Here is a 21,786-nt window from a genome sequence, read left to right as displayed (position 1 = left end):
TCTCCAAACCTTTGTTAGCGCGGCCGCAAGCTGCGCTTTTTTTTGCCCGCCGTTTGCCTTGCCTTTGCCTGGCACTGCCGCTTGTCGTCGATTCACCAGATCGTTATCTGGCTTGCGTGCCGTGCGGCGGCTCGGGTTGCAGGCTCCAGTCTTCCATTACGTAGTGTCGCGCGTCCATGGGGGAACACAGCAGGTTGTGCCAGTGATCGCCGTGCCACGAACCGTAGGTGTCAAATTCGCCAGGTGCCTCGGGCGTGATGTCTTCCATTTGCACAAGCCACTTCAACCAGCGCCGCAGACTCGTCAGCATGGCAACCTCCCGATACGCGCAAACTATATTTATCCTGGATTGAATGTTTTACTTTAACAACCGGGAAAAACACTTACGTTTGACACTAATTGTTACGCCTCGGGAATTTTTTCCGGTTTTAACTATTTAAAGAGAAATCGGGTAAAAATGACGCAGTACAACCGCATTCCTCAACGACGCGTTTTTTCATTAACTTGATACACGCTCGTTTATCGTGAGTGTGGGAAAGCTGTTATAAAAAATTCGCTTGACTGGCGATTGACGTTCCCTTTATAACGGCAAAACTGATTTTCCCGCTGTGCTCAATATCGAAGCGCTTTGCCGAGATTGCGATGAAGCGGGTATCAGTTGCTTTTGGCGTAAGGGGTCATGCCCGCGTCACCCAAATTTCGAGGAAAACTGAAACATGGAAACCGGTTTTGTCAAATGGTTCAACGATGCGAAGGGCTTTGGCTTTATCACGTCTGACGCCGGCGGCGACGATCTGTTCGCGCACTTTTCTGAAATCCGCTCCGACGGCTTCAAGTCGCTCAAGGAGAACCAGCGAGTGTCGTTCGAGGTGAAGGTTGGGCCGAAGGGCAAGCAGGCTGCGAACATTCAGCCGCTGTAAGTGGCTGCGCCTCGCAGTTGCGACACGTTGCGATGCGACAAGAGCCCTGGCTACGCCAGGGCTCTTTGTATTTCGATGTATCAAATCCAGAATCAATAATCGGCCCTGCAATTTATTTTTTCGCAATCGGGAAATAACCGGATGCTAAACCACGGGGTCGTAATAGAAAGAAAATCATCTCCGCGCGGGCAACCCAGGCAAGCCGAGCGCGAACAGGGCATACTTCGCCTGTTTCCTCTCAATCTAGGTTTGCCGCTTCACCATGTCCGACAGTCATCTGAGTCCCGGCGTGTCGCCGGTCGATATCCCCATTGTTTTTGTGGACCTGGAAACGACGGGCGGTTCGGTGGGCGAACACCGGATTACCGAAGTGGGCGTTGTCGAAGTGGTGGCGGGTCAGGTTACCCGGTGGTGCACGCTGGTCGATCCGCAGCAGACAATTCCGCCCTTTATTCAGCAGCTCACCGGCATCACCAATCAGATGGTGCAGGGCGCACCAACGTTCGATGAAATCGCGCCCGCGCTGCTCAAGCGGCTGGAAGGCAAGTTGTTCGTCGCCCACAACGCTGCCTTCGATCGTGGTTTCCTGCGTGCGGAATTCGAGCGTGCTGGCTTCTCTTTCAACCCCGACGTGCTGTGCACGGTGCGTTTGTCGCGGGCGCTTTTTCCGGCCGAGAAGCGTCATGGTCTCGACGCGCTCGTCGAGCGACACGCGCTTGTGCCATCCGATCGCCACCGGGCGCTCGCCGATGCCGATCTGATCTGGCAATTCTGGCAGCAACTTCCAGCTCTCGTGCCGCAAGAAGTGCTCGACGCGCAGATCGACCGACTGACGCGTCGTCATCGCCTGGCCGGCGAGATCACCGACGAGCTGATCGACACGGCGCCGGCCGGCCACGGCGTCTACGCTTTTTATGGTGAAAACGGTGTGCCGATCTACGTAGGGCGCAGCGTGCGGGTGCGTCAGCGTGTTCGTGCGCATCTATCGGGCGAGCGACGCTCGGCGCGCGAGCAGCGTATGGCGCAGCAGATTCGGCGAGTGGAGTGGCGCGCGACGGGCGGTGAACTCGGCGCGCTGCTGGTCGAAGCGCAATGGATCGCCGCACTTCGGCCCGCCTTCAACCGCGTGCCGCGCGTGACGAGGCACGATCCGCAATCGGCGCCCTGGCCGTTCGAGGGCGTCGTGCTGGTCGAAGAGTGCGATGTGTCGGGCGGCCCCAGCGTCTTGCATCTGGTCGACCGGTGGTGCTACCTGGGCGCGGCGGCAAGTCTTGCCGAGGCGACGGCGCTCGCGCGCGAGGCAAGTGAGCCTCCATTCGAACTTTCGACGTGGCGTATCCTGCAGAGCCGTCTCGAACGCGGTTTGCGCGTGCAACCGCTGGACGCGTTCGGAGCGACTGGAATTGCGAACGTTGCCTGAGCACTTCACGATAAGCGCAGCGACTCCGGTGCCTGACGCTTAAGCCGTTCCGCCCACGCCGCCCGCTTCGCAGACGTGTCCGAGCGCGCGATTCATTGCATCGGCGCTCACGGCGTCGTAGCGAGTCAACTGTTTCCAGGTTGCAATCGATCGAGCCACGCGCACGGGGCAGTCGGCGGACGCGCGCAGCGGCTCAACTCGAGCGAGCGCGCTGACCAGTTGCCCCGTGAGACGGTCGAGTTGCGGACGCGTCACGGTAGCCAGATCGGGGGCCGGACCCGCCGGGGCTTGTGACTCACGCCAGGTTTCGAACAAGGCGTTCTGCACCTGCGTGCTTGCATCGATTTGATCGCGGAAAAACGTGCGCGCGAATGCGGGGTCGATACCTGCTGCGGACGCGCGCTTCTGCACATCGTCGAGCAGTGCCGCTTCGCGGGGTGCATCGGTGATCGGTTTGTGATTTGCCCACTTCCAGAGGGCGACCGGCTCGGCGAGCGAGAGGCGCTGCGCGACGAGCGCAATGAGACTGGTCAGTGCCGTGTCGTCGCCATCTGCGCGAACAGGGGCGACGGGCAGGGCGAGTAGCAATGCGGCGGCGCAGCATGCGCTCGCACGAACGAAGGCTTTCATGTCGGGAGGGAAGCCGGCAGGCCCGGAATGCAAAGAGCGAAGAATAGCCGGAATCATTGCCAATGCGGCAAATCGAATAACGGATCCGCGCGGCGAGTCACGACGGCAACGCGACGATAGCATGCGCGAACGCGCACAAAGGAGTGTGGCTACCTGATGCGGCGGATGAAGTCAGGCGCACACTCGATCGGCAGTCCGGTCGTCTCGCCTCTCCCCCGCGTGCGCGCGTTCCCCGTTATTTCTGTTCGTGGGCCTTGCGTTGCTCGTCAAGAAACGCCCGCACGTGTGCGGGCAATTCATCGCCGAGGAACTCGACGGCCACCGGTTCCGGATCCGGGCTGAAAACTTGGTCCGGGGTCGGAATGTTTGGCGCTTTGGCGTCCATGATCTTTCTCCTATATGAGTCGATTATCTGACTCGGCCCTTCAACTGCGCTAGTGCCGATCACGGAAACAGTGCTTTTCCGGCGCGCGTGTTGCTTTAACCGCACAACGTCACATCGTATTAATCGCCGGGGAATATAATCGAGCGGTTCCCTCTCTTTCCCTCGCATGCGCGCTGGATCTTTCCAGGCCCCGCGCCGAAACTAAACACGCTAGCATCCGCGCGCTGGCCGTCACAAGTGACGCGTTGCCACTTCTTCATGCGAGCGCGCCGCTGCGCGCTTCGCATTGCCCAGTTCATTTCCGCCGTGTTAACTCAACGGATAGTTATTGGCGGAGGTTGACGCCAAAACTGTTAATTCTTCTTTAAAACTCGCCGTGATGTTGTAGCAGTTCGTTCATTCGATTTAATTAGCCGCGAGAAAGTCAGTCTATATGATTTATCGTGTTGCTCACATAAATGAGGGTGCCAGGTAGTGCGAATCGCTCCGCCGCCATTGATTTACCGGTTCGCGCTGTTGCGCTCCGTGTCGCTTAAGTCGACGTCGGTTGCGGCGCAGGCACGCGTTGCGAGCGACTATAGTCTGGCGGTTGCGCGGCCACGTTGACCTGTCCGTGGATGCGCGCTTGATGACCGTCCGCGAACATGTAGTACGGGAACGGGTGGGATGGCTCAGAGGCCGCGTCTAGCCGGTCGACCAGTTCGGACGCCAGAACGAAATCCAGAGCGCAAAGCGATTCCTCGAGTTGCGCAGCCTTCGTCGCGCCGACGATTATGCTCGCGACGCCCCGTTTCTGATGAAGCCAGTTCAGCGCCACTTGAGCCATCGGCCGGTTCGCGATGTTCGCGACCGTCTCCAGTTCCGCGACGATCGCGAAGTTGCGCGCCGAAAGCTTGTCGAATCCGGGTGGCGGATTGGCGCCGATGGTCTGCAGGCGGCCGCTGCCCGTGACGTCGGTCGGACGTTGGGCGCCCTGTGACGGACGGTACTTGCCCGACAGTACGCCCATGCCGAGCGGGCTCCACGGTACGAGCCCCATCCCAAGGTTCGTCGCGAGGTCGGCGAACTCGTGTTCCGCGTTGCGTTCAATCATCGAATACTCCACCTGCATTGCTGCGACAGGTTCGAAGCCGCGCCAGTCGGCCAGCGTCTGCGCGCGGCCCGCGTACCATGCGGGTACGTCGGAGAGCCCGACGTAGCGGATCTTGCCCGCGCGCACGGCGTCGTCCATTGCGCGCATCACTTCGTCGACGGGTGTCATGCGGTCCCAGGTGTGCAGGTAATAGAGGTCGATGTAGTCGGTGCCGAGTCGCTTGAGCGAGCCTTCGAGCGCGCGTAGCAGGTTTTTGCGGTGATTGCCGCCCGCATTGGGGTTGCCCGGCTGCGCGTTGTAAGAGTACTTCGTCGCAATCACCAGCCTCTCGCGCAGCCCGCGCGCCGCCGTGAACCGGCCGATCCATTGCTCACTCGTGCCTTCCGTGTAGAGATCGGCCGTGTCGATGAAGTTGCCGCCCGCGTCGACGTAGAGATCGAAAAGCTGCCGTGCGGTGGTTTCGTCAACGCCCCAGCCCCATTCGGTGCCGAATGTCATCGTGCCGAGCGATATCGGGCTCACGCGCAGGCCTGAATGGCCGAGCAGGGTGTAGTGGTCGAGCGTCATGGCTGTCTCCTTGGGTGGTGGGTCAGCGATGGCCCTATCGTGCGCCCGTTCTTTTTGTGAAAAAATCGGCTTCACCTGAAAGGACTGTGAAGCGCCGCTTCACAATGGAGGCGTCATGGATGCGTCCCGCCTGTCCGCGCTGTCGGGCGTCGCTGCCGTCGCGCGGCTTGGCAGCTTTACGCGCGCCGCGCAGGCAATGAGCATGTCGACGTCTGCGCTTTCGCAGAATGTGCGCGCGCTCGAGGCGCAACTGGGTGTGCGCCTCTTCAATCGGACGACGCGCCGCGTCGTGCTGACCGAGGCCGGTGCGCAGTTCCTCGCTCGCGTGCAGCCGGCACTTGCTGAAATCGACGCCGCCTTCGAGGCGCTGGACGAAGCACGCGGCCGCCCGGCGGGTACGTTACGCATCAACCTTTCGCGTATCGCGAGCGAGTTGCTGGTGATGCCGCACCTCAGCGAGTTTTTGCAGCGGTATCCGCAGATCCGGCTGGAACTCGCACTCGACGACGGCTTCGCCGACCTCGTGGGTGAAGGCTTCGATGCCGCCATCCGCCTCGGCGAAAGTGTTGCGCCTGGGATGGTCGCGGTCGCGCTGGGCGGGCCGATACGGATCGCGGTCGTCGGCTCGCCGGACTACTTCATGCACCGTCCACCGCCTGCGACGCCCGACGAACTCGGCGCGCATGACTGCCTGCATTACCGGTTCGCGTCGGGTGGGGTGTATCGGTGGGAGTTTGCGCGGTCCGAAGAGCCGCGGCGTGTGTTCGACGTCATCACGCAAGGGCGCTTCGTCACCAACGATCTGCGGACGATGGTGCAGGCTGCAGAGCGGGGCGTCGGCTTGTTGCATGTGATCGACGACTACGTGCGTGCGCAGCTCGACGACGGGCGGCTCGTGCCCGTGCTGCAGACGTGGTGTCCAACGTTCCCCGGCTTCCACTTGTACACGGCGGGTCGCGCACAGATGCCCGCGAAGCTGCGGGCGTTGATCGACTTCTTGAGGGAGAAAAGAGAAGGGCTGTAACGACGTGGCAGCACGAAGCCGCTGCAAAGCAAAAAGCCCAGTCGCGAGGACTGGGCTTTTTGCTTGATTCTTTTGGTGCCGGAAAGAGGAATCGAACCCCCGACCTTCGCATTACGAATGCGCTGCTCTACCGTCTGAGCTATTCCGGCATCAGAGAAGGAAGATTATAGGAAGGATTTCGCTGTCTCGCAAGCCCCTCCTGCATTTTTTTATTTGTTTACTTCGTGGTGGTAGCGGGTCACACGCTCGACCTCATTTTTCGAGCCGAGGAACACCGCGACGCGCTCGTGCAGGCTCTTCGGCTGGACGTCGAGGATGCGCTGGTTGCCGTTGGTCGCCGCGCCGCCTGCCTGCTCGACGATGAACGCCATCGGATTCGCTTCATACATGAGTCGCAGCTTGCCCGGCTTCGACGGATCGCGGCGGTCCGCCGGGTACATGAAGATGCCGCCGCGGCTCAGGATGCGGTGCACGTCGGCGACCATCGACGCGATCCAGCGCATGTTGAAGTTATCGCCGCGCGGACCTTCCTTGCCGGCGTTCAGCTCGCTGACGTACTTCTGCACCGGCTCGTACCAGTGACGCGCATTCGAGGCGTTGATCGCGTACTCACGCGTGTCTTCGGGGATGCGCATGTTGCTCTGCGTGAGCACCCACGAGCCCAGTTCGCGGTCGAGCGTGAAGCAGTTCACGCCGTGGCCGGTCGTGAGCACGAAGACGGTCTGCGGGCCGTACACGGCGTAGCCGGCCGCGACCTGCTGCGTGCCCGGCTGCAGGAACGACGCTTCCGTGGGCTGCTTGCCGTCCGGGCAGCGCAGCACCGAGAAGATCGTGCCGATCGAGACGTTCACGTCGATGTTCGACGAGCCGTCGAGCGGGTCGAACACGAGCAGGTATTCGCCTTTCGGGTAGTTGGCGGGAATCGGGAAGAAGGTTTCCATTTCCTCCGACGCCATCGCGGCCAGGTTGCCGCCCCATTCATTGGCGTCGAGCAGGATTTCGTTCGACAGAATGTCGAGGTTCTTCTGGACTTCGCCCTGGACGTTCTCGCTGCCGGCGGTGCCGAGCGCATCGCCGAGCGCGCCCTTGCTGACGTTGTAGCTGATCGCCTTGCACGCACGCGCGACGACTTCGATCAACAGGCGCAGATCGGCGGGAAGATTGTGGTTTTCGCGTTGCTGCTCGATCAGGTACTTCGTGAGGGTGGTACGACGGTGCAAGGCCATTGCGGTCACTCCGGAAACACAGGGAATAGCGCAATTCTACCTGCTCGGTCTCGCCCGACCCGGGCGGGACGGGGTAAAAAATATTGCAGCGCGGCGATCCGGTCGTGCGTCAGGGTGCAACCGGCGCGCAGTCACGCGACAAAATGTGGAAAAGCAGGCGAAAAAAAACCGGCCACGCGGGCCGGTTTTGAGGGAGCGGTCACTGTCGCGCTGCCGCGTCAGGCCAGCGCCTTCTCGACGATCTCCCGCACGTCGCGCGACTTCACGCCCGCGGCGACCTTCTCCAGCGCCGCGCGCATCCGTTCGCGCAGTTGCGGCGTGAAACGGCGCCATAGTTCGAGATTGCGCGCGAGGCGAGCGGCGACCTGCGGATTGATGGCGTCGAGTTCCAGTACCTGTTCGGCCCAGAACGCGTAGCCCGAGCCGTCGGCGGCGTGGAACTGCGCCGGGTTCGCGGCGCAGAAGCTGAAGATCAGCGAGCGCGCGCGATTCGGATTCTTCAGATTGAACGCCGGATGTTGCATCAGCGCGCGCACGGTCTCGATCACAGGGCGCTGTGCGCTTCCGCGTTGCGTGGCTTGCAGGGCGAACCACTTGTCGATGACGAGCGGCTCGCGCTCGAATCGCGTGTAGAAGTCGGCCAGCGCGCGGCTCGCGACGTCGCCGCCTGTAGCGGCCGAGGTGTTCAGCAAGGCCGACAGCGCTGCCGCGCGGTCGGTCATGTTGTTCGCCGCGTCGTATTGCGCGGTGGCGAGGCGCACGGCGTCGGCGGGATCGTCGAGTTCGGACAGATACGACAACGCGAGGTTCTTGAGCGCGCGGTGGCCCGCCGCCTCGGGCGTCGGTTCGTAGGCGCCCGGCGTGCGGTGCTTGTCGAACGTGGCGAGCCAGTCGGCCTTGAGCGCGGTGCCGAGGCGCTTGCGCACGAACTGGCGCGCGGTGTGCACGGCGGCGGGGTCGGACAGGGCCATCTGTTCGGCGAGATACGTTTCCGATGGCAGCATCAGCGCCAGTTCGCGGAACGAAGGCGAAAGCGTTTCGTCGTTGAGCACTCGCCCAAATGCATCGACGAGCCCGCCGTCGACTTCGAGCGGCTCGCCAGCCGCCGCGCGCGCGGCAAGTGCCAGCAGTTCGCGCGTCGCGAACCGCTGACCGGCTTCCCAGCGGTTGAAGGCGTCGCTGTCGTTTGCAAGCAGGAACGCGAGTTCGTCGTCACCGTAGTCGTACTCGACGATCACGGGTGCCGAGAAGTCGCGCAGCAAGGAGGGCAGCGGCTTCGCGGGGACGTCGACGAACGTGAAAGTCTGCTGGGCCTCGGTGAATTCGAGTACGCGCGTCGTGCCGTTCGCCGCCGATTCGCCTTCGAGGCGCAGCGGCAGGTCTGCCCCGTCCGGGCCAATCAGGCCGATCGCGAACGGGATCAACAGGGGGCCCATCTGCGTTTCGCGTGCGGCGGGCGAAGCGTTGCCGTAATCCTGCGCGAGCGTCACGCTGTACCGCTTTTGCGCTTCGTCGTAGCGCGTCGTCACGCGCACGCGCGGCGTGCCGGCCTGGCTGTACCAGCGCTCGTACTGTGCGAGGTCGCAGCCGTTGGCATCGGCCATCGCGGCGCGGAAGTCGTCGCAGGTCACGGCCTGGCCGTCGTAGCGCTGGAAGTACAGATCCATGCCCTTGCGGAAGCCGTCGCGGCCGAACAGCGTCTGATACATCCGCACGACTTCCGCGCCTTTTTCGTAGACGGTCATCGTGTAGAAGTTGTTGATCTCGACGTAGCTCTCAGGGCGCACCGGATGCGCCATCGGACCCGCGTCCTCCGCGAACTGCATCTGGCGCAGCACGCGCACGTCTTCGATGCGCTTCGTCGCGCGCGCGGCGGCATTTTCGTCGCCGCCGGACATCGCCGCCGAGAACTCCTGGTCGCGGAACACCGTGAGGCCTTCCTTCAGGCTCAGCTGGAACCAGTCGCGGCACGTGACGCGGTTGCCAGTCCAGTTATGGAAGTACTCGTGGCCGACCACGGCTTCGATGTTGGCGAAGTCGGTGTCGGTGGCCGTTTCGGGATTCGCCAGCACGTACTTCGTGTTGAAGATGTTGAGCCCTTTGTTCTCCATCGCGCCCATGTTGAAGTCGCTCACCGCGACGATCATGAAACGGTCCAGATCGAGTTCGAGGCCGAAGCGCGCCTCATCCCAGCGGATCGAGTGGATGAGCGAGTCCATCGCGTGGCGCGTCTTGTCGAGGTCGTGCGGCTCCACCCAGACCTGCAGCAGCTTGTCCTTGCCCGAGCCCGTCTTGATGCGCTCTTCGAGCGCGACGAGCTTGCCCGCGACCAGCGCGAACAGGTAGCTCGGCTTGCGAAACGGGTCTTCCCACTTTGCGTAGTGACGGCCGTCGGGCAGGTCGCCTTCGGCGATCAGGTTGCCGTTCGACAGCAGCACGGGATACGCCGCCTTGTCGGCGCGCAGCGTGACCGTGTAGGTGGCCATCACGTCGGGGCGGTCGAGAAACCAGGTGATGCGGCGAAATCCTTCGGCTTCACACTGCGTGAAGAAGTTGCCGCTCGACACGTAGAGGCCCGAGAGCGTCGTGTTGGCCGCGGGGTCGCACGCGCCGGTGAGCGTGAGTTCGAACGAATCGGGCACGTCCTCGATCGTGATGCCGTGGTCGTGGACGCGCACATTCGCGTACGGCTTCGCGTCGATCGCCGCGCTGACGAATTCCAGTTGCTCGCCCATCAGTTCGAGGTCGCGGGTGTGAGCCGCGGCGGGGTTGCGGCGCACCCGCATCGTGTTCTTGACGATCGTACGTTCGGGGACGAGGTCGAACTCGAGATCGACCGTGTCGATCAGAAAGGCGGGCGGCGCATAGTCGGCGCGGCGGATCACGTTGGGCGTGGCGGCGGTATCGGTCATGGTCGGGGCTGGCGTTTCGTCGAATAGGTGGCACGCGGGCTCGGGCGGCGGGTTCGGGCCGCGACGCGAGGTGTATCGCGTTTCATTGTACAAAGGCGCGGGCGGCTTGTCCGGGGGCCGCTCGCACGACGGCCGTTGTGCAGCGTGCGACCTGGCTCCGAACGCGCAGGGCAGTGCGCCCGGACTGCTTTGCTAGCCGGCCGTTTTTCGCGTGCTCTCAATCCTTCAAGCAATGCTTCAGGCGCTTCAGACGCCCACGCCCATCACCGCAAGCACGCCGAGCACGACGAACAGGACGGCGGCGATGCCGTGCACGAGTTTCGTCGGCAGCTTGTGGGCGAAGCGGTCACCGAGCAGGATCGCCGGTACATTGGCGATCATCATTCCGAGCGTCGTGCCGGCCACCACGCCGATAAAGTCGTGAAAACGCGCCGCGAGCGCGACGGTGGCGATCTGCGTCTTGTCGCCCATTTCGGCGAGGAAGAAGGTCACGACGGTCGTGCCGAACACGCCAAGATGCGAGCGGTTGATGTTGCTTTCGCCATCGTCGAGCTTGTCGGGCACGAGTATCCACAGGCCCATGGCGACGAACGAAGCGGCGAGCGTCCAGCGCATCACCGAAGGCGTAACGAGCGAGCCGAGCCACGTGCCGAGCGCCCCTGCGCCGGCGTGGTTCACGAGCGTCGCGACGAGCACGCCGAGAATGATCGGCACCGGCTTGCGATAGCGGGCGGCGAGGACGAGCGAAAGCAACTGGGTCTTGTCGCCGATTTCAGCGAGCGCGACGGCGCCAGTAGAGACTAGAAATGCCTGGTTCACGTTTAGATGGATCCTCGGGCCGGAAGGTGTGCGAGCGACGACCCGCGACGCGCCGGGCCCTGTAGCGGCGGTCATGGGTCATCGGTCTCGCCAGGCCAGAGGCTGCACCTGCCATGGCCGCAACGGCCAAGTCTGTTGACAGGTGCCCCCGCGAATCGTGCGCGGCGCTTGCGCGGCTTTTGCGCGAATGGCGTCTGGTGTGATGAAAGTCCAGAAGCGCGGCACGATGCGGGGCGGCTACTCCCCAATGAGCGGCGGATTATAGCACCGCGGGTAGCGCTGCGCGCTCACCGCGGCGATGCACGCACTCGCCGGCCGCGTAGGTCTCGTACACGGTGCGGTCGTCGCCGAGCACCGCAAGCGCGAACAGCAGTTCTTCGAGCGATCGTGCGCGCGCCGTGCGCCGCGCGAGCAACGGCGTCGCCTGTAGATCGAGCACGACGAAGTCGGCTTCGCTCTTCGGCGCGAGCGTGCCGATTGTCTCGCCCAGGTCGAGCGCCTCGGCTGCGCCAGCCGTCGCGAGCCAGAACATGCGGGTCGCGGTGAGGTGATGGCCGCCCATGCGTGCGACCTTGTGCGCTTCGTTCATCGTTTGCAGCATCGAGAACGACGTGCCGCCGCCGACATCGGTCGCGAGCGTGACTCGCATCGCTGCCTCGCTGGCCTTTTCGAAGTCGAACAGGCCGCTCCCGAGGAACAGGTTCGACGTCGGGCAGTGTGCGGCTACTGCGCCCGTCTGCGCCATGCGGCGGCGGTCTTCGTCGTCGAGCCAGATACAGTGGCCATACACGGCGCGGCGCCGCAGGAGTCCGTAGTGATCGTAGACGTCGACGTAGCTGCGCTGTCGCGGGAAGAGTTTGCGCACCCACTTCACCTCGTCGCGATTCTCGGCGACGTGGCTCTGGATGAAGATGTCCGGATGCGCTTTCGCCAGCGCCTGGCAGGCCTCCAACTGCGCCTCGGTCGACGTGGGCGCGAAGCGCGGCGTCAGCGCGTACATCAGGCGGCCGCGATTGTGCCAGCGGCCGATCAACGCGGCGCTGTCGTCGTAGCCCGTCTGCGGTGTGTCGCGAAGGAACTCGGGGCAGTGGCGGTCCATCAACACTTTGCCCGCGATCATCCGCAGGTTCTTCGCTTCGCTCGCGCTGAAGAGCGCATCGGCGGACTGTTTGTGCACCGTGCAGTAGACGAGCGCCGTGGTCGTCCCGTTCGCGAGCAGTTCATCGACGAAAAAGCGCGCCGTGTCTTCGGCCAGCGCCTGGTCCTCGAAACCGCGTTCGGTCGGGTACGTCCATGTTTCGAGCCACGGCAGCAGGCCGGCCGCCGGCGACGCGATGATGTCGGTCTGCGGGTAGTGGATGTGCGTGTCGATGAAGCCCGGCACGATCAGCTTGTCGCGCAGGTCATGGACGCTCGCGTCATCTTCGACACAGTTGGCGAGCTCAGTCCACGCACCCGATGCGACCACATGTCCGTCTTCGACGATCACGACGCCGTCTTCATGATAGACGGCGGCGTCGGCCGATTGCGCGGGGTCGCCGGTAAACGTCAACAGTTTTGCGCGGTAAGCGGATTGAGTCATGGCAACGACGTCTCTGGAGTGTTCAGGTATTCAATGACGTTCAACGTTCGTCGGGCGTTGCGTTACCGCAAACACGGCGCGCAAGCGCCCATGGCCCGGCGTTCGCGCGGTGCAATGCGGTACGTTGCAGGCGCGCGGCGGCCTGGGCAGGGGCTCGCGTTTTGCTGGTCAATGGGCTTAGGCAGCGGTGCCGTTCCAGTAAGCGTCGAGTTTCGCGATCATCGCGTCGCGTTCTTGCGGCGTCACGAACGACGCCTCGAAGCTGTTGCGCAGGATGGTGTGGACCTCGGCGTCATCCAGTTTGAGTGCATCGATGGTCGCCGTGTAGTTGTCGTTCACGTAGCCGCCGAAGTAGGCGGGATCGTCGGAATTGACGGTTACCGCCACGCCGTGGTCGAGCAGGTCCTTGAGCGTGTGCCTCGTCATGTCGTCGAATACGCACAGCTTGATATTCGAAAGCGGGCAGACCGTGAGCGCCACGCGCGTGTCAGCGAGACGCGTGACGAGCGCCGCGTCTTCGATGCTGCGCACGCCGTGATCGACGCGGTCCACCTTGAGCAAGTCGAGCGCCTCGTAGATGTACGAGGGTGGACCTTCCTCGCCTGCGTGCGCGACCAGCTTCAACCCAATGGCGCGTGCGCGTTCGAATACGCGCTCGAACTTCGAGGGCGGATGCCCGCGTTCCGACGAATCGAGGCCCACGCCGATCAGGCGTGGGTAACGCTCGAAGAGCGGCAGTGCGGCGTCGAAGGTGGCAAGTGCATCGGCTTCGCTCAGATGGCGCAGGAAGCACAGGATGAGCTTGCTCGTGAGGCCGCGTTTTTCGGTGTCGGCGAGCGCGCGGTCGATGCCTGCGACGACCGTTTCGATCGCTACGCCGCGTTCGGTGTGCGTCTGTGGGTCGAAGAAGATTTCCGCATGTACGACGTTGTCTGCGAGCGCACGCTCGCAGTAGGCCATCGTCATGTCGTAGAAGTCGGCTTCCGTTAGCAGCACGCTCGCGCCCGCGTAGTAGATGTCGAGGAACGATTGCAGATCGGTGAATGCGTAGGCGTCGCGCAATGACTCGATCGAGTCGTAAGCGAGCTTCATGTTGTTGCGCTGTGCGAGCTTGAAGATCAGCTCGGGTTCGAGTGAGCCTTCGATGTGAATGTGCAGCTCGGCCTTCGGCGCGCGTGCGGCCTTTTCAGTGAGCGGGACGGTGTGGGTCATGACGGTCATGGTCTGGTTGGTCTGTGAGTAGGTGACATCACGCGCAATGCACGGCGGCGTGCGCCTCGATCGTCTGCAGCAGCTGCGCGGCGGCGGAGATCGCAATCGCTTCCGGCGACTTGTCGGCGATACCCTCGACGCCGAGAGGGCACTTCATCCGCGCGATCTGCGCGGGGTCGATGCCGCGTGCGGCAAGCCGGTGCTCGAACTGCTTGCGCTTCGTATGCGAGCCGATCATGCCGAAGAACACGTAATCGCCGCGCCGCAGGATGCGTTCGGCGAGTTCGAGGTCGCGCGAATGATCGTGCGTCATCACGATGAAGCTCGTGCCGGGCAAAGCTTTGTCGACGGCTTCGTCGGGGGCATCGTTCGCGTCGATTTCGACGTTGCGCGCGCCGAGCGCCGCGAATGCCTCGGGCGTCGGGAACGCAGCGTCGCGCTCGTCGACCCAGCGCACCCGGCACGGCAGCGTGCCGAGCACGCGCACGAGCGCCGCGCCGACATGTCCCGCTCCGAACAGCACGACGGGGAAATCGTTGGGCGCGATGGTCTCGGTGAGGATCGCCACGCCGTCGCCATCGCGGGCGTTCCAGAGCAGGCAGTCGGTCGCTTCGACGCCCGCTTCCGGTTCGGAAAGCATCACGGCGTCGGCTGTTGCCGCCACGCTCCTCTGGCCGTTTTGCGTCCCGGATGTGCCTGCGTCGTGCGAGGGGCGAAATGATACGCTACGCACCGTCGATTCACCCGCCGCCAGACGGCGCGCCAGCGACGCGAGCCACCCGAGATCGCCCACGTCGAGCCGCTCGAACGCGAGCACGACTGCACCGCCGCAACATTGGCCGAGGCTCGGTCCGAGTGCGAGGCGCTCGAGACGGCGCATGCGCGGCACGCGCATGCCGTCGCGCAGCACCTGGCGCGCGATTTCGGTGGCCTTCCATTCGAGGTGGCCGCCCCCGATCGTGTGTCGCGCGGTGTCGCGCGTGACGATCATCTTCGTGCCGGGATCGCGCGGTGCCGATCCCTCGACGCGCGCGACCGTCACGAGCACAGCGGCGTCGCCGTGTGCGAGCAGGTGTTGCAGATCGGTAAGCCAGGTGTGCATCTGGCGCTTCTCCTTCCTGTGCGGCACGTTTCGCGTGCCGCCGGTTCATCTTCTCGTGGCTTCGCGCGGGGCGCGGTCAGCTTCGTCGTGTGGTGCGCCGGACGAGTCGCGCGCTAACGCGCTGCCGCAGTCGCACTTGATCGTTCGAGCGCACAAGTCGTCAACTGGTTCGCGCCTTCAGTCCACCTTCTGGTTGCGGGCCGCTGCCGGCACGGCTGGAAGGTCGGCATGACCACGCCCGGCCGCGCTCGTCCCGGCTTGCGTCGGCGACAAGGCGCGCAGCGCGTCGAGCGCGTCGAGGATCGCCTCGGGCGTCGCCGGTGCACGCAGCGGCGCAGCTTCGCGCGCCTCGGGCACCGCCGCGCCGATCGCGTCGCGGATAGCAAGAAACACCGAGAACGCCAGCAACAGCGGCGGCTCGCCTACGGCTTTCGAGCGGAAGACAGTCGGCTCTGCGTTGTCGTTGCGATAGAGCCGGACGTTGAACGCGGCGGGTGTGTCGCTGATCGCCGGGATCTTGTAGGTGGAGGGCGCGTGCGTCATCAGGCGCCCGTCGTTGCTCCACCAGAGTTCCTCGGTCGTGAGCCACCCCATGCCCTGGATGAACGCGCCTTCCACCTGGCCCATGTCGATGGCCGGATTGATCGACCGGCCCGCATCATGCAGCACATCGGCGCGTACGAGCTTCCATTCGCCCGTGAGTGTATCGACGACCACCTCGGACACGGCGGCCCCATACGCGAAGTAGTAGAACGGATGGCCGGTGAGCGTGCGCGCGTCCCAGTGGACCTTGGGCGTCGCGTAGAAACCGTCCGACCACAGTTGCACGCGTTTCAGATACGCGAGTTCGACGAACTGCGCGAACGCGATCGACACACCGTTCGCACGCACCGCGCCGTTTTCGAATGCGACGCCATCGGGCGTGCCGCCATACTCGGCGGCCGCGAGTGAGGCGAGGCGATTGCGGATCGTGAGCGCTGCGTCTTCGGCGGCCTTGCCGTTGAGGTCGCTGCCGGTCGAGGCGGCGGTCGCCGAGGTGTTCGCCACCTTCGCGGTATCGGTGGCGCTCACGCGCACGCGTTCGAGAGGAAGACCGAACGCGCCTGCCACCACCTGTGCAACCTTCGTGTTGACTCCCTGGCCCATCTCGGTGCCGCCGTGGTTCACGAGCACCGAGCCGTCCCGGTAGACATGCACGAGCGCGCCCGCCTGGTTCAGATGCGGCACGTTGAACGAGATGCCGAACTTGACCGGCGTGATCGCAATGCCGCGCTTGAGCACCGGGCTCGCGCGGTTGTAATCGACGAGCGCGGCGCGTCGTTCGGCATAGCGGCTCGATGCGAGCAGATCGTCGGTGAGCGGGGCGAGCACGTTGTCTTCGACATGCTGGCCGTAGGGCGTGACGTCACGCTCGCCGATGCCGTAGTAGTTCACGCGCCGCACGTCGAGCGGATCGCGGTTCAGACGTCTCGCGATGGCGTCGAGCATCACTTCCATCACGAGCGCGCCCTGCGGTCCGCCGAAGCCGCGAAATGCGGTGTTCGACTGGGTATTCGTCTTGCAGCACAGCGCGACGATCTCGACGTCGGAGAGGTAATACGCGTTGTCGACGTGGCAGACCGCGCGTGTGGCGACCGCGCCGGACAGATCGGCGGAGTAGCCCGCGCGTAGTGCGATTTCCACGCGTGCGCCGAGCAGGCGGCCGTCGTCGTCGAAGCCTGCTTCGTATTCGTACTCGGCGTCGTGGCGCTTGCCGGTGATCATGAAGTCGTCGTCGCGATCGGCGCGCAACTTCACGGGGTGGCCGGTCTTGAGCGCCGCCAGCGCGGCCACGCACGCAAAGAGCGCCGACTGCGATTCCTTTCCGCCGAAGCCGCCGCCCATGCGGCGGCACTCGCATGCGACGCGATGCGCGGGCCAGTCGAGCAGATGCGCTACGACCTGCTGCATCTCGGACGGATGCTGCGTCGAACTGTGGATCAGCATGCCGCCCTGTTCCTGTGGCAGCGCGTAGGCGATCTGGCCTTCCAGATAGAACTGTTCCTGGCCACCCACTTCGAATGTGCCAGCAATGCGATGCGGCGCGGCGGCAATGCGTTGCGCGGGCTTGCCGCGCGTGAGACGCAGCGGCGGCAGCACGTAATGCTGCATCGCCTTTGCCTCGGCGACACTGAGCACGGGCTCGAGCGGTTCGTAGCGCACGACGTCGTCGCTCGCGGCTAGCGCGGCCGCGCGGCGCGCGAGATCGTGGCTCGTCGCGACCACCGCGAAGACGGGCTGGCCGAGGTACTGGACCTCATCGTGCGCGAGCACTGGGTCGTCGTGCAGCACCGGGCCGCAGTTGTTTTCGCCGGGGATGTCGGCCGCGCTGAGCACTGCGATCACACCAGGCGCTTCGCGCACGCGGCGCAGGTCTAGCGACACGATGCGCGCGCGCGCATGGCGCGAGAGGCCGAGCGCTGCATGCAGCGTGCCGTGCAGTTCGGGGATGTCGTCGATGTAACGGGCTTCACCGCTGACGTGCAGGTCGGCGGACTCGTGCGGTAGCGGTGCGCCGAGTGCCGGCGGGGCCGCAACGCCTTCGCGTGCCGGATCGGTCGAATGAATCGACTGCGTTGCGTGTGTGGCGATGGGATCGGATCGGCGGTTCATCGCGTGTCTCCAGTCCCATGCAGCGCGAGCGCCACGTCGTCCTCGCCTTCAAAGCCGAATACATCGACGTCGCGTAGCGCAAGCGGAGCGTCGTCGCGCGTTTCCAGCCAGCAGCGCCACAGCAGGTTGCGCGCGACCTTTGCGCGGTACGCTGCGCTTGCTCGAAAGTCGGTGAGCGGCTCGTAGTCGGAGGTCAGCGCGTCCATTGCGCGAAGCGCCGTCGCTTCGTCCCAGCGCGCACCGGTCAGCTCGGCTTCGGCGCGCGCGGCGCGCAACGGCGTTGCAGCCATTCCGCCAAAGGCGACGCGTGCATTCGCGATCACGCCGTCCTCGCCGATATCGAGTGCGAACGCAGCGCACACCGCCGAAATGTCCTGGTCGTACCGTTTCGCGATCTTGTAGGTGCGAAAGCGCAGCGTGGGAGCGGGGCGCGGTACGCGGATCGCCTCGATGAACTCACCCGGCGCGAGGGCGTTCTTTTGATAGCCGGTGTAGAAGGCGGCGAGCGGCAGCGTGCGGGTGCGATCGGCGCGGCGAAGCACGAGCTCTGCATCGAGCACGAGCAGCGCGGGCATCGAATCGCCAATCGGCGAGCCGTTCGCCACGTTACCGCCGAGCGTCCCTGCATTGCGTATCGGCAGCGATGCGAAGCGCGCCCATAGTTCGGCGAGCTCCGGATAGTCGACGGCCAATGCGGCATACGCCTCTTCGAGCGGCACCGCCGCGCCGATCGTGAGCGCCTGCGCGTCGCGCGTCAGCGCACGCAGTTCGGCGACGTTGCCGGTGAAGATCACGTCGCCGAGGTCGCGGAACTGCTTCGTGACCCACAGGCCGACGTCGGTGCTTCCGGCCAGCACGCGCGCATGTGGCCGGGCGGCGCGTAGTGCGGCGAAGTCAGCGAGCGTACGCGGCGCGAAGAACGTGGCGTCACCGTATTCGGCGCCGCGTGCGTCCGGGCCGCGGAACTCGAAGGTCCCTGGGCGTTGGAGCGGACGCAGGAGATTCTCGATCGCCGTGCGATCAAACGCGGCACGCGGATAGCGCGCGTAATCGAACATGCGCTGGGCGGCGTCGACGATGGGCCGGTAGCCGGTGCATCGGCACAGGTTGCCTGAGAGGGCCTGGCTGATCTCGTCGCGCGCGGGGAGGCCCGCGTCGGCGCGCTGGCGCTCGTAGAGCGCCCATAGCGACATCGCAAAGCCCGGCGTGCAGAAGCCGCATTGCGACGCATGGCAATCGACCAGGGCCTGCTGGACCGGATGCAGCGCGCCATCGGGCGCACGCAGGTCTTCCACGGTGAAGAGCGCGCGGCCGTCGAGCGTAGGCAGGAACTGGATGCAGGCGTTGACGGCCTTGAGGGCGAGACGCCCGTCACCATCGAGTTCGCCGATGACGACCGTGCACGCGCCGCAATCGCCTTCTGCGCACCCTTCCTTGGTGCCGCAGGCATGCAGGTCTTCGCGCAAGTACTGGAGCGTCGTGCGTGTGACGGGCACGTCGCGCACTTCATGCACGTCGCCCCGGTAGAGGAATCGGATGGATTGCGTTGTCATGGTGAACCCGGAAGACATTGCGGATCAGGCGCGCGTTACGCAGGGGGTGTGCCTCAGCCGGCCTCGCGCACGTAGATCGCCATCCAGTTCCGAAGATAGCACCGCTTGTGTCAGGAAAGTACTACCCGTGAATGATGGGGACTATTACACGGTTGTCATGACCGCGGTGCGCGTGATCGGGCCCTTTAATGGCGGCTGCGGGCGTGCAAAGACGGTTGGAAGATGAGGGAGGCCTGGCGCCCGCCTGCAAACGGGCGGAACGCAAGTCAGGCAGACGACGACGGCGCGCGGCGGCGCCGTCGCCCGGGGGACCGTGGGCGTGGAGGGTGGCTTAGCGGCGGATGCCCGGCCACGACACCTGGCGGCGCCGATTGCGCAACAGGCTAAACAGCACGGGCACGAATATAAAGAGGAATGCGATCAGGCCCCACATGGGCATCGACAAACCGAGGATCGGCGGGTAGACCGTCTCGCACAGGCCCTGAACCTTGAAGACACTCGGTAGCCAGCGCGCCGGGGGCAGGCCATCGACGATGGGCTGCAGCGCGTCGAAGCCGCAGCTGAAGTTCGGGAATGCCTGCACCCAGACGAGCCGCGCCGAAGCAACGAGGCCACCCGCGGCCGCCAGCACGATCAGACCTTCGAGCACTCGCACGCCGCGCCAGCTCGAGCTGCGCGCGCCGACGAACGCGCACAACGCGATCAGAAGGAAACAGTAGCGCTGGATGATGCACAGCGGACACGGGTCCTGGCGTTCGACGTGCTGCATGTACAGCGCGCCGCCGAGCAGGGCGAGGCAGATCAGGCCAAGAAAGGCTAGCAGGCTGCGCTCGCGGCGCAACAGTGCGTTATCGTCGTTCATGTTTTCGGTTTTCTGTTTTGATGGCGCAGCATGTGCGCGCTGCGACGGCGTGTTGGGGATTCTAGCGCGAAGGACGTAGCGCGCGCCTATGCCTGTGGGCCGCGGCGCGCTCGCGCCCACGATCCTGCGAGCGCGACACACACCGCGTCATGAGCCGTCAACGCAACGGCGCGAGGACGGCTTCCACGCCGCGCCCGATCGCGAGCAGCGCGTCGTCGGCGTACGGAGCGCCAATCAGCATCAGTCCGACCGGCGCTGCGCCGTGGTGGTGGCACGGCAGCGACAGCGCGCACGCATCGAGGAAGTTGAACGCAGCAGGATTGCGCAGCACGAGCGCGTTGGTCTGCGCGAAGACCTCGTCGTCGGCGACTAGCGGTGCGACGTTTGGCGGCACGATCGGCACGGTCGGCGCGATCACGGCGTCGAAGCGCGACCAGAGCGTCTCCTGCGCCTCTTCGAGCACGGCCGCGCGCGCGGCGATCAGATCGAGGTAGTCGACGGCGCGGGCCGGCTCGCCCTTCAGGATGCGCGCCAGAACGCGCGGGTCATATTCGCCGCGGTGCTGCGCGATCAGCTCGCGATGCCATGCGTAGGCCTCGATCGGCGAGAAGCCGAAGCGGTTGATTTCGGCCAGCCGGTCGAGCGCGCCGAAACGCACCTCGTTGACGATTGCACCGGCTGCGTCCAGATGCTTGAGCGCGGTGTCGATTGCGTCTGCAACCTCGGGCTCGACACCTTCGGTCACATGGTTGGTCAGCACGCCGAGTCGTACGCCTTCGAGATGCCGGGCAGCCGGCACGTGCGGTACGAGCCCGGCGAGGATGCGGTCGACGAGCGCGCAGCACGCCACGCTATTGCCGATCGGGCCGAACGAGTCGAGCGTTGGTGAGAGCGGCACGCCGCCCGTTTTCGGGATGCGTGCGGCAGTCGGTTTAAAGCCGGTGAGACCGCAGAACGCGGCCGGGATGCGGATCGAGCCGCCCGTGTCGGTGCCGAGCGCGACGGCGGCCATGCCGTCGGCCACAGATGCCGCCGCGCCTGATGACGAGCCGCCCGCCACGCGCGCGTCGCCCTCGACGCCACGCCGGTACGGCGAGAGCGGCGTGCCATAGTGGGGGTTCAGCCCGAGCCCGGAGAACGCGAATTCGCTCATGTTGGTCCGCCCGATCAGCACGGCGCCCGCGTTGCGCAGGCGCGCGACGGCGGCGGCGTCGGATCGCGCGGGGGCCGCGCCAGCGAGCATGGTGGAGCCCGCACGCGTGACTTCGCCAGCGATGTCGAACAGATCCTTGACCGAGACAGGAATCCCCGCGAGCGGTGAGAGCACGGTGCCGCTCGCGCGCAAGCGATCGTGGGCATCGGCGGCGGCGCGGGCGCGCGCGGCGTCGACGTGCATGAAGACGGTCGAGCCCTGTCCTGCCGGGTCTGCGATGCGTTCCAGCGCGATCTCGACGAGCGCCCGGCTAGTGGTGCGGCCCGCGGCAAGGTCGTCGCCGAGTCGGGCGAGAGGGGCAAAGGGCGTGAATTCGATGGTCATGGCGATGAGCGGTTTGGGGGCTGGCCAGCGCGGTGGCTGCGAAGCAGCAGTCGGCGCCGGATCGCCTCACGCTGCAGCAGCAAGGGACGCATCATTGTAGGGCCGTATGTTCGGCGTGGCGTGATCTTGACATGTATCGTATCGGCGCACGCGGATTCGATAGGGCCTCGTGCCTTCGTTATCGGTGCGATTGCGCGCCGGGTTGCGACGCTGCGCTCGTAGTTCCATCTTGGCGCTGGTCACGTGACGCTGGTCACGTGAAATTCGCACGTCGATTCGGCTCACCGCAT

17 protein-coding genes, 1 tRNA gene and 1 riboswitch are annotated in these 21,786 nt (G+C 64.8%); of the genes, 3 read left to right on the top strand and 15 right to left on the bottom strand.

The annotated features are described in order from the left end of the window. Positions 1–103: 103 nt before the first annotated feature. Positions 104–310, bottom strand: coding sequence for a hypothetical protein (locus D1Y85_RS01025; protein ID WP_124149167.1), 207 nt, complete (start codon positions 308–310; stop codon positions 104–106). Between the two features lie 406 nt (positions 311–716). On the opposite strand from D1Y85_RS01025, the gene D1Y85_RS01020 reads away from it, so the two are divergent. Both D1Y85_RS01020 and D1Y85_RS01015 read left to right on the top strand, forming a co-directional pair. Further along, positions 717–920, top strand: coding sequence for a cold-shock protein (locus D1Y85_RS01020; protein WP_124149166.1), 204 nt, complete (start codon positions 717–719; stop codon positions 918–920). A 262-nt stretch (positions 921–1,182) separates the two neighbouring features. Continuing rightward, positions 1,183–2,340 (top strand): exonuclease domain-containing protein, encoded by a 1,158-nt coding sequence (locus D1Y85_RS01015; protein ID WP_124149165.1) that lies wholly within the window; start codon positions 1,183–1,185, stop codon positions 2,338–2,340. Between the two features lie 39 nt (positions 2,341–2,379). On the opposite strand, the gene D1Y85_RS01010 is transcribed toward D1Y85_RS01015, so the two are convergent. The 3 genes from D1Y85_RS01010 to D1Y85_RS01005 form a co-directional block, all read right to left on the bottom strand. Continuing rightward, entirely contained in the window at positions 2,380–2,970 is a 591-nt protein-coding gene (locus D1Y85_RS01010) for a chorismate mutase (RefSeq protein ID WP_124149164.1), read from the bottom strand. A 235-nt stretch (positions 2,971–3,205) separates the two neighbouring features. After that, entirely contained in the window at positions 3,206–3,355 is a 150-nt protein-coding gene (locus D1Y85_RS26915) for a hypothetical protein (protein WP_185218870.1), read from the bottom strand. Between the two features lie 532 nt (positions 3,356–3,887). Next, on the bottom strand, positions 3,888–5,015 hold the full coding sequence (locus D1Y85_RS01005; protein ID WP_124149163.1) for an aldo/keto reductase: 1,128 nt from the start codon (positions 5,013–5,015) through the stop codon (positions 3,888–3,890). A 115-nt stretch (positions 5,016–5,130) separates the two neighbouring features. Between D1Y85_RS01005 and D1Y85_RS01000 the strand changes: the two genes are divergently transcribed. After that, the gene (locus D1Y85_RS01000) at positions 5,131–6,039 is read left to right on the top strand and encodes a LysR family transcriptional regulator (RefSeq protein ID WP_124149162.1); all 909 of its coding nucleotides are present in this window, start codon (positions 5,131–5,133) and stop codon (positions 6,037–6,039) included. 73 nt (positions 6,040–6,112) lie between these two features. Here the strand turns inward: D1Y85_RS01000 and D1Y85_RS00995 are convergent. From D1Y85_RS00995 to D1Y85_RS00945, 11 genes are all read right to left on the bottom strand, one after another. Then, positions 6,113–6,188: transfer RNA gene (locus D1Y85_RS00995), tRNA-Thr, on the bottom strand. Between the two features lie 60 nt (positions 6,189–6,248). After that, complete coding sequence (locus tag D1Y85_RS00990; RefSeq protein WP_124149161.1) at positions 6,249–7,265, bottom strand: class 1 fructose-bisphosphatase; 1,017 nt, start codon at positions 7,263–7,265, stop codon at positions 6,249–6,251. Between the two features lie 218 nt (positions 7,266–7,483). Continuing rightward, positions 7,484–10,177 (bottom strand): aminopeptidase N, encoded by a 2,694-nt coding sequence (pepN, locus tag D1Y85_RS00985; protein WP_124149160.1) that lies wholly within the window; start codon positions 10,175–10,177, stop codon positions 7,484–7,486. 246 nt (positions 10,178–10,423) lie between these two features. Continuing rightward, complete coding sequence (locus tag D1Y85_RS00980) at positions 10,424–10,996, bottom strand: TMEM165/GDT1 family protein (RefSeq protein WP_124149159.1); 573 nt, start codon at positions 10,994–10,996, stop codon at positions 10,424–10,426. A gap of 56 nt (positions 10,997–11,052) precedes the next feature. After that, positions 11,053–11,254: riboswitch (yybP-ykoY riboswitch) on the bottom strand. A gap of 1 nt (position 11,255) precedes the next feature. Continuing rightward, positions 11,256–12,578, bottom strand: coding sequence for a guanine deaminase (gene guaD, locus D1Y85_RS00975; RefSeq protein WP_124149158.1), 1,323 nt, complete (start codon positions 12,576–12,578; stop codon positions 11,256–11,258). Between the two features lie 177 nt (positions 12,579–12,755). Beyond that, on the bottom strand, positions 12,756–13,790 hold the full coding sequence (locus D1Y85_RS00970) for an adenosine deaminase (protein ID WP_124149157.1): 1,035 nt from the start codon (positions 13,788–13,790) through the stop codon (positions 12,756–12,758). Positions 13,791–13,827: 37 nt separating this feature from the next. Beyond that, positions 13,828–14,892 (bottom strand): xanthine dehydrogenase accessory protein XdhC, encoded by a 1,065-nt coding sequence (gene xdhC, locus D1Y85_RS00965; RefSeq protein ID WP_124149156.1) that lies wholly within the window; start codon positions 14,890–14,892, stop codon positions 13,828–13,830. A gap of 177 nt (positions 14,893–15,069) precedes the next feature. After that, complete coding sequence (gene xdhB, locus D1Y85_RS00960) at positions 15,070–17,544, bottom strand: xanthine dehydrogenase molybdopterin binding subunit (protein ID WP_124149155.1); 2,475 nt, start codon at positions 17,542–17,544, stop codon at positions 15,070–15,072. Then, positions 17,541–19,097: a xanthine dehydrogenase small subunit gene (gene xdhA / locus D1Y85_RS00955; protein ID WP_124149154.1), complete on the bottom strand. Its 1,557-nt coding sequence runs from the start codon at positions 19,095–19,097 to the stop codon at positions 17,541–17,543. Before xdhA ends, xdhB begins: the two co-directional genes overlap by 4 nt. A gap of 331 nt (positions 19,098–19,428) precedes the next feature. Further along, complete coding sequence (locus D1Y85_RS00950; protein ID WP_124149153.1) at positions 19,429–19,959, bottom strand: disulfide bond formation protein B; 531 nt, start codon at positions 19,957–19,959, stop codon at positions 19,429–19,431. A gap of 157 nt (positions 19,960–20,116) precedes the next feature. Next, on the bottom strand, positions 20,117–21,496 hold the full coding sequence (locus tag D1Y85_RS00945) for an amidase (protein WP_124149152.1): 1,380 nt from the start codon (positions 21,494–21,496) through the stop codon (positions 20,117–20,119). Between the last annotated feature and the right edge of the window lie 290 nt (positions 21,497–21,786).

The sequence above is a fragment of the Paraburkholderia dinghuensis genome (assembly GCF_003837865.1).
Lineage (GTDB): Bacteria > Pseudomonadota > Gammaproteobacteria > Burkholderiales > Burkholderiaceae > Paraburkholderia > Paraburkholderia dinghuensis.
The sequence above is the reverse complement of the archived record's forward strand: the minus strand, read 5'-3'. Positions and strand labels throughout refer to the sequence as shown.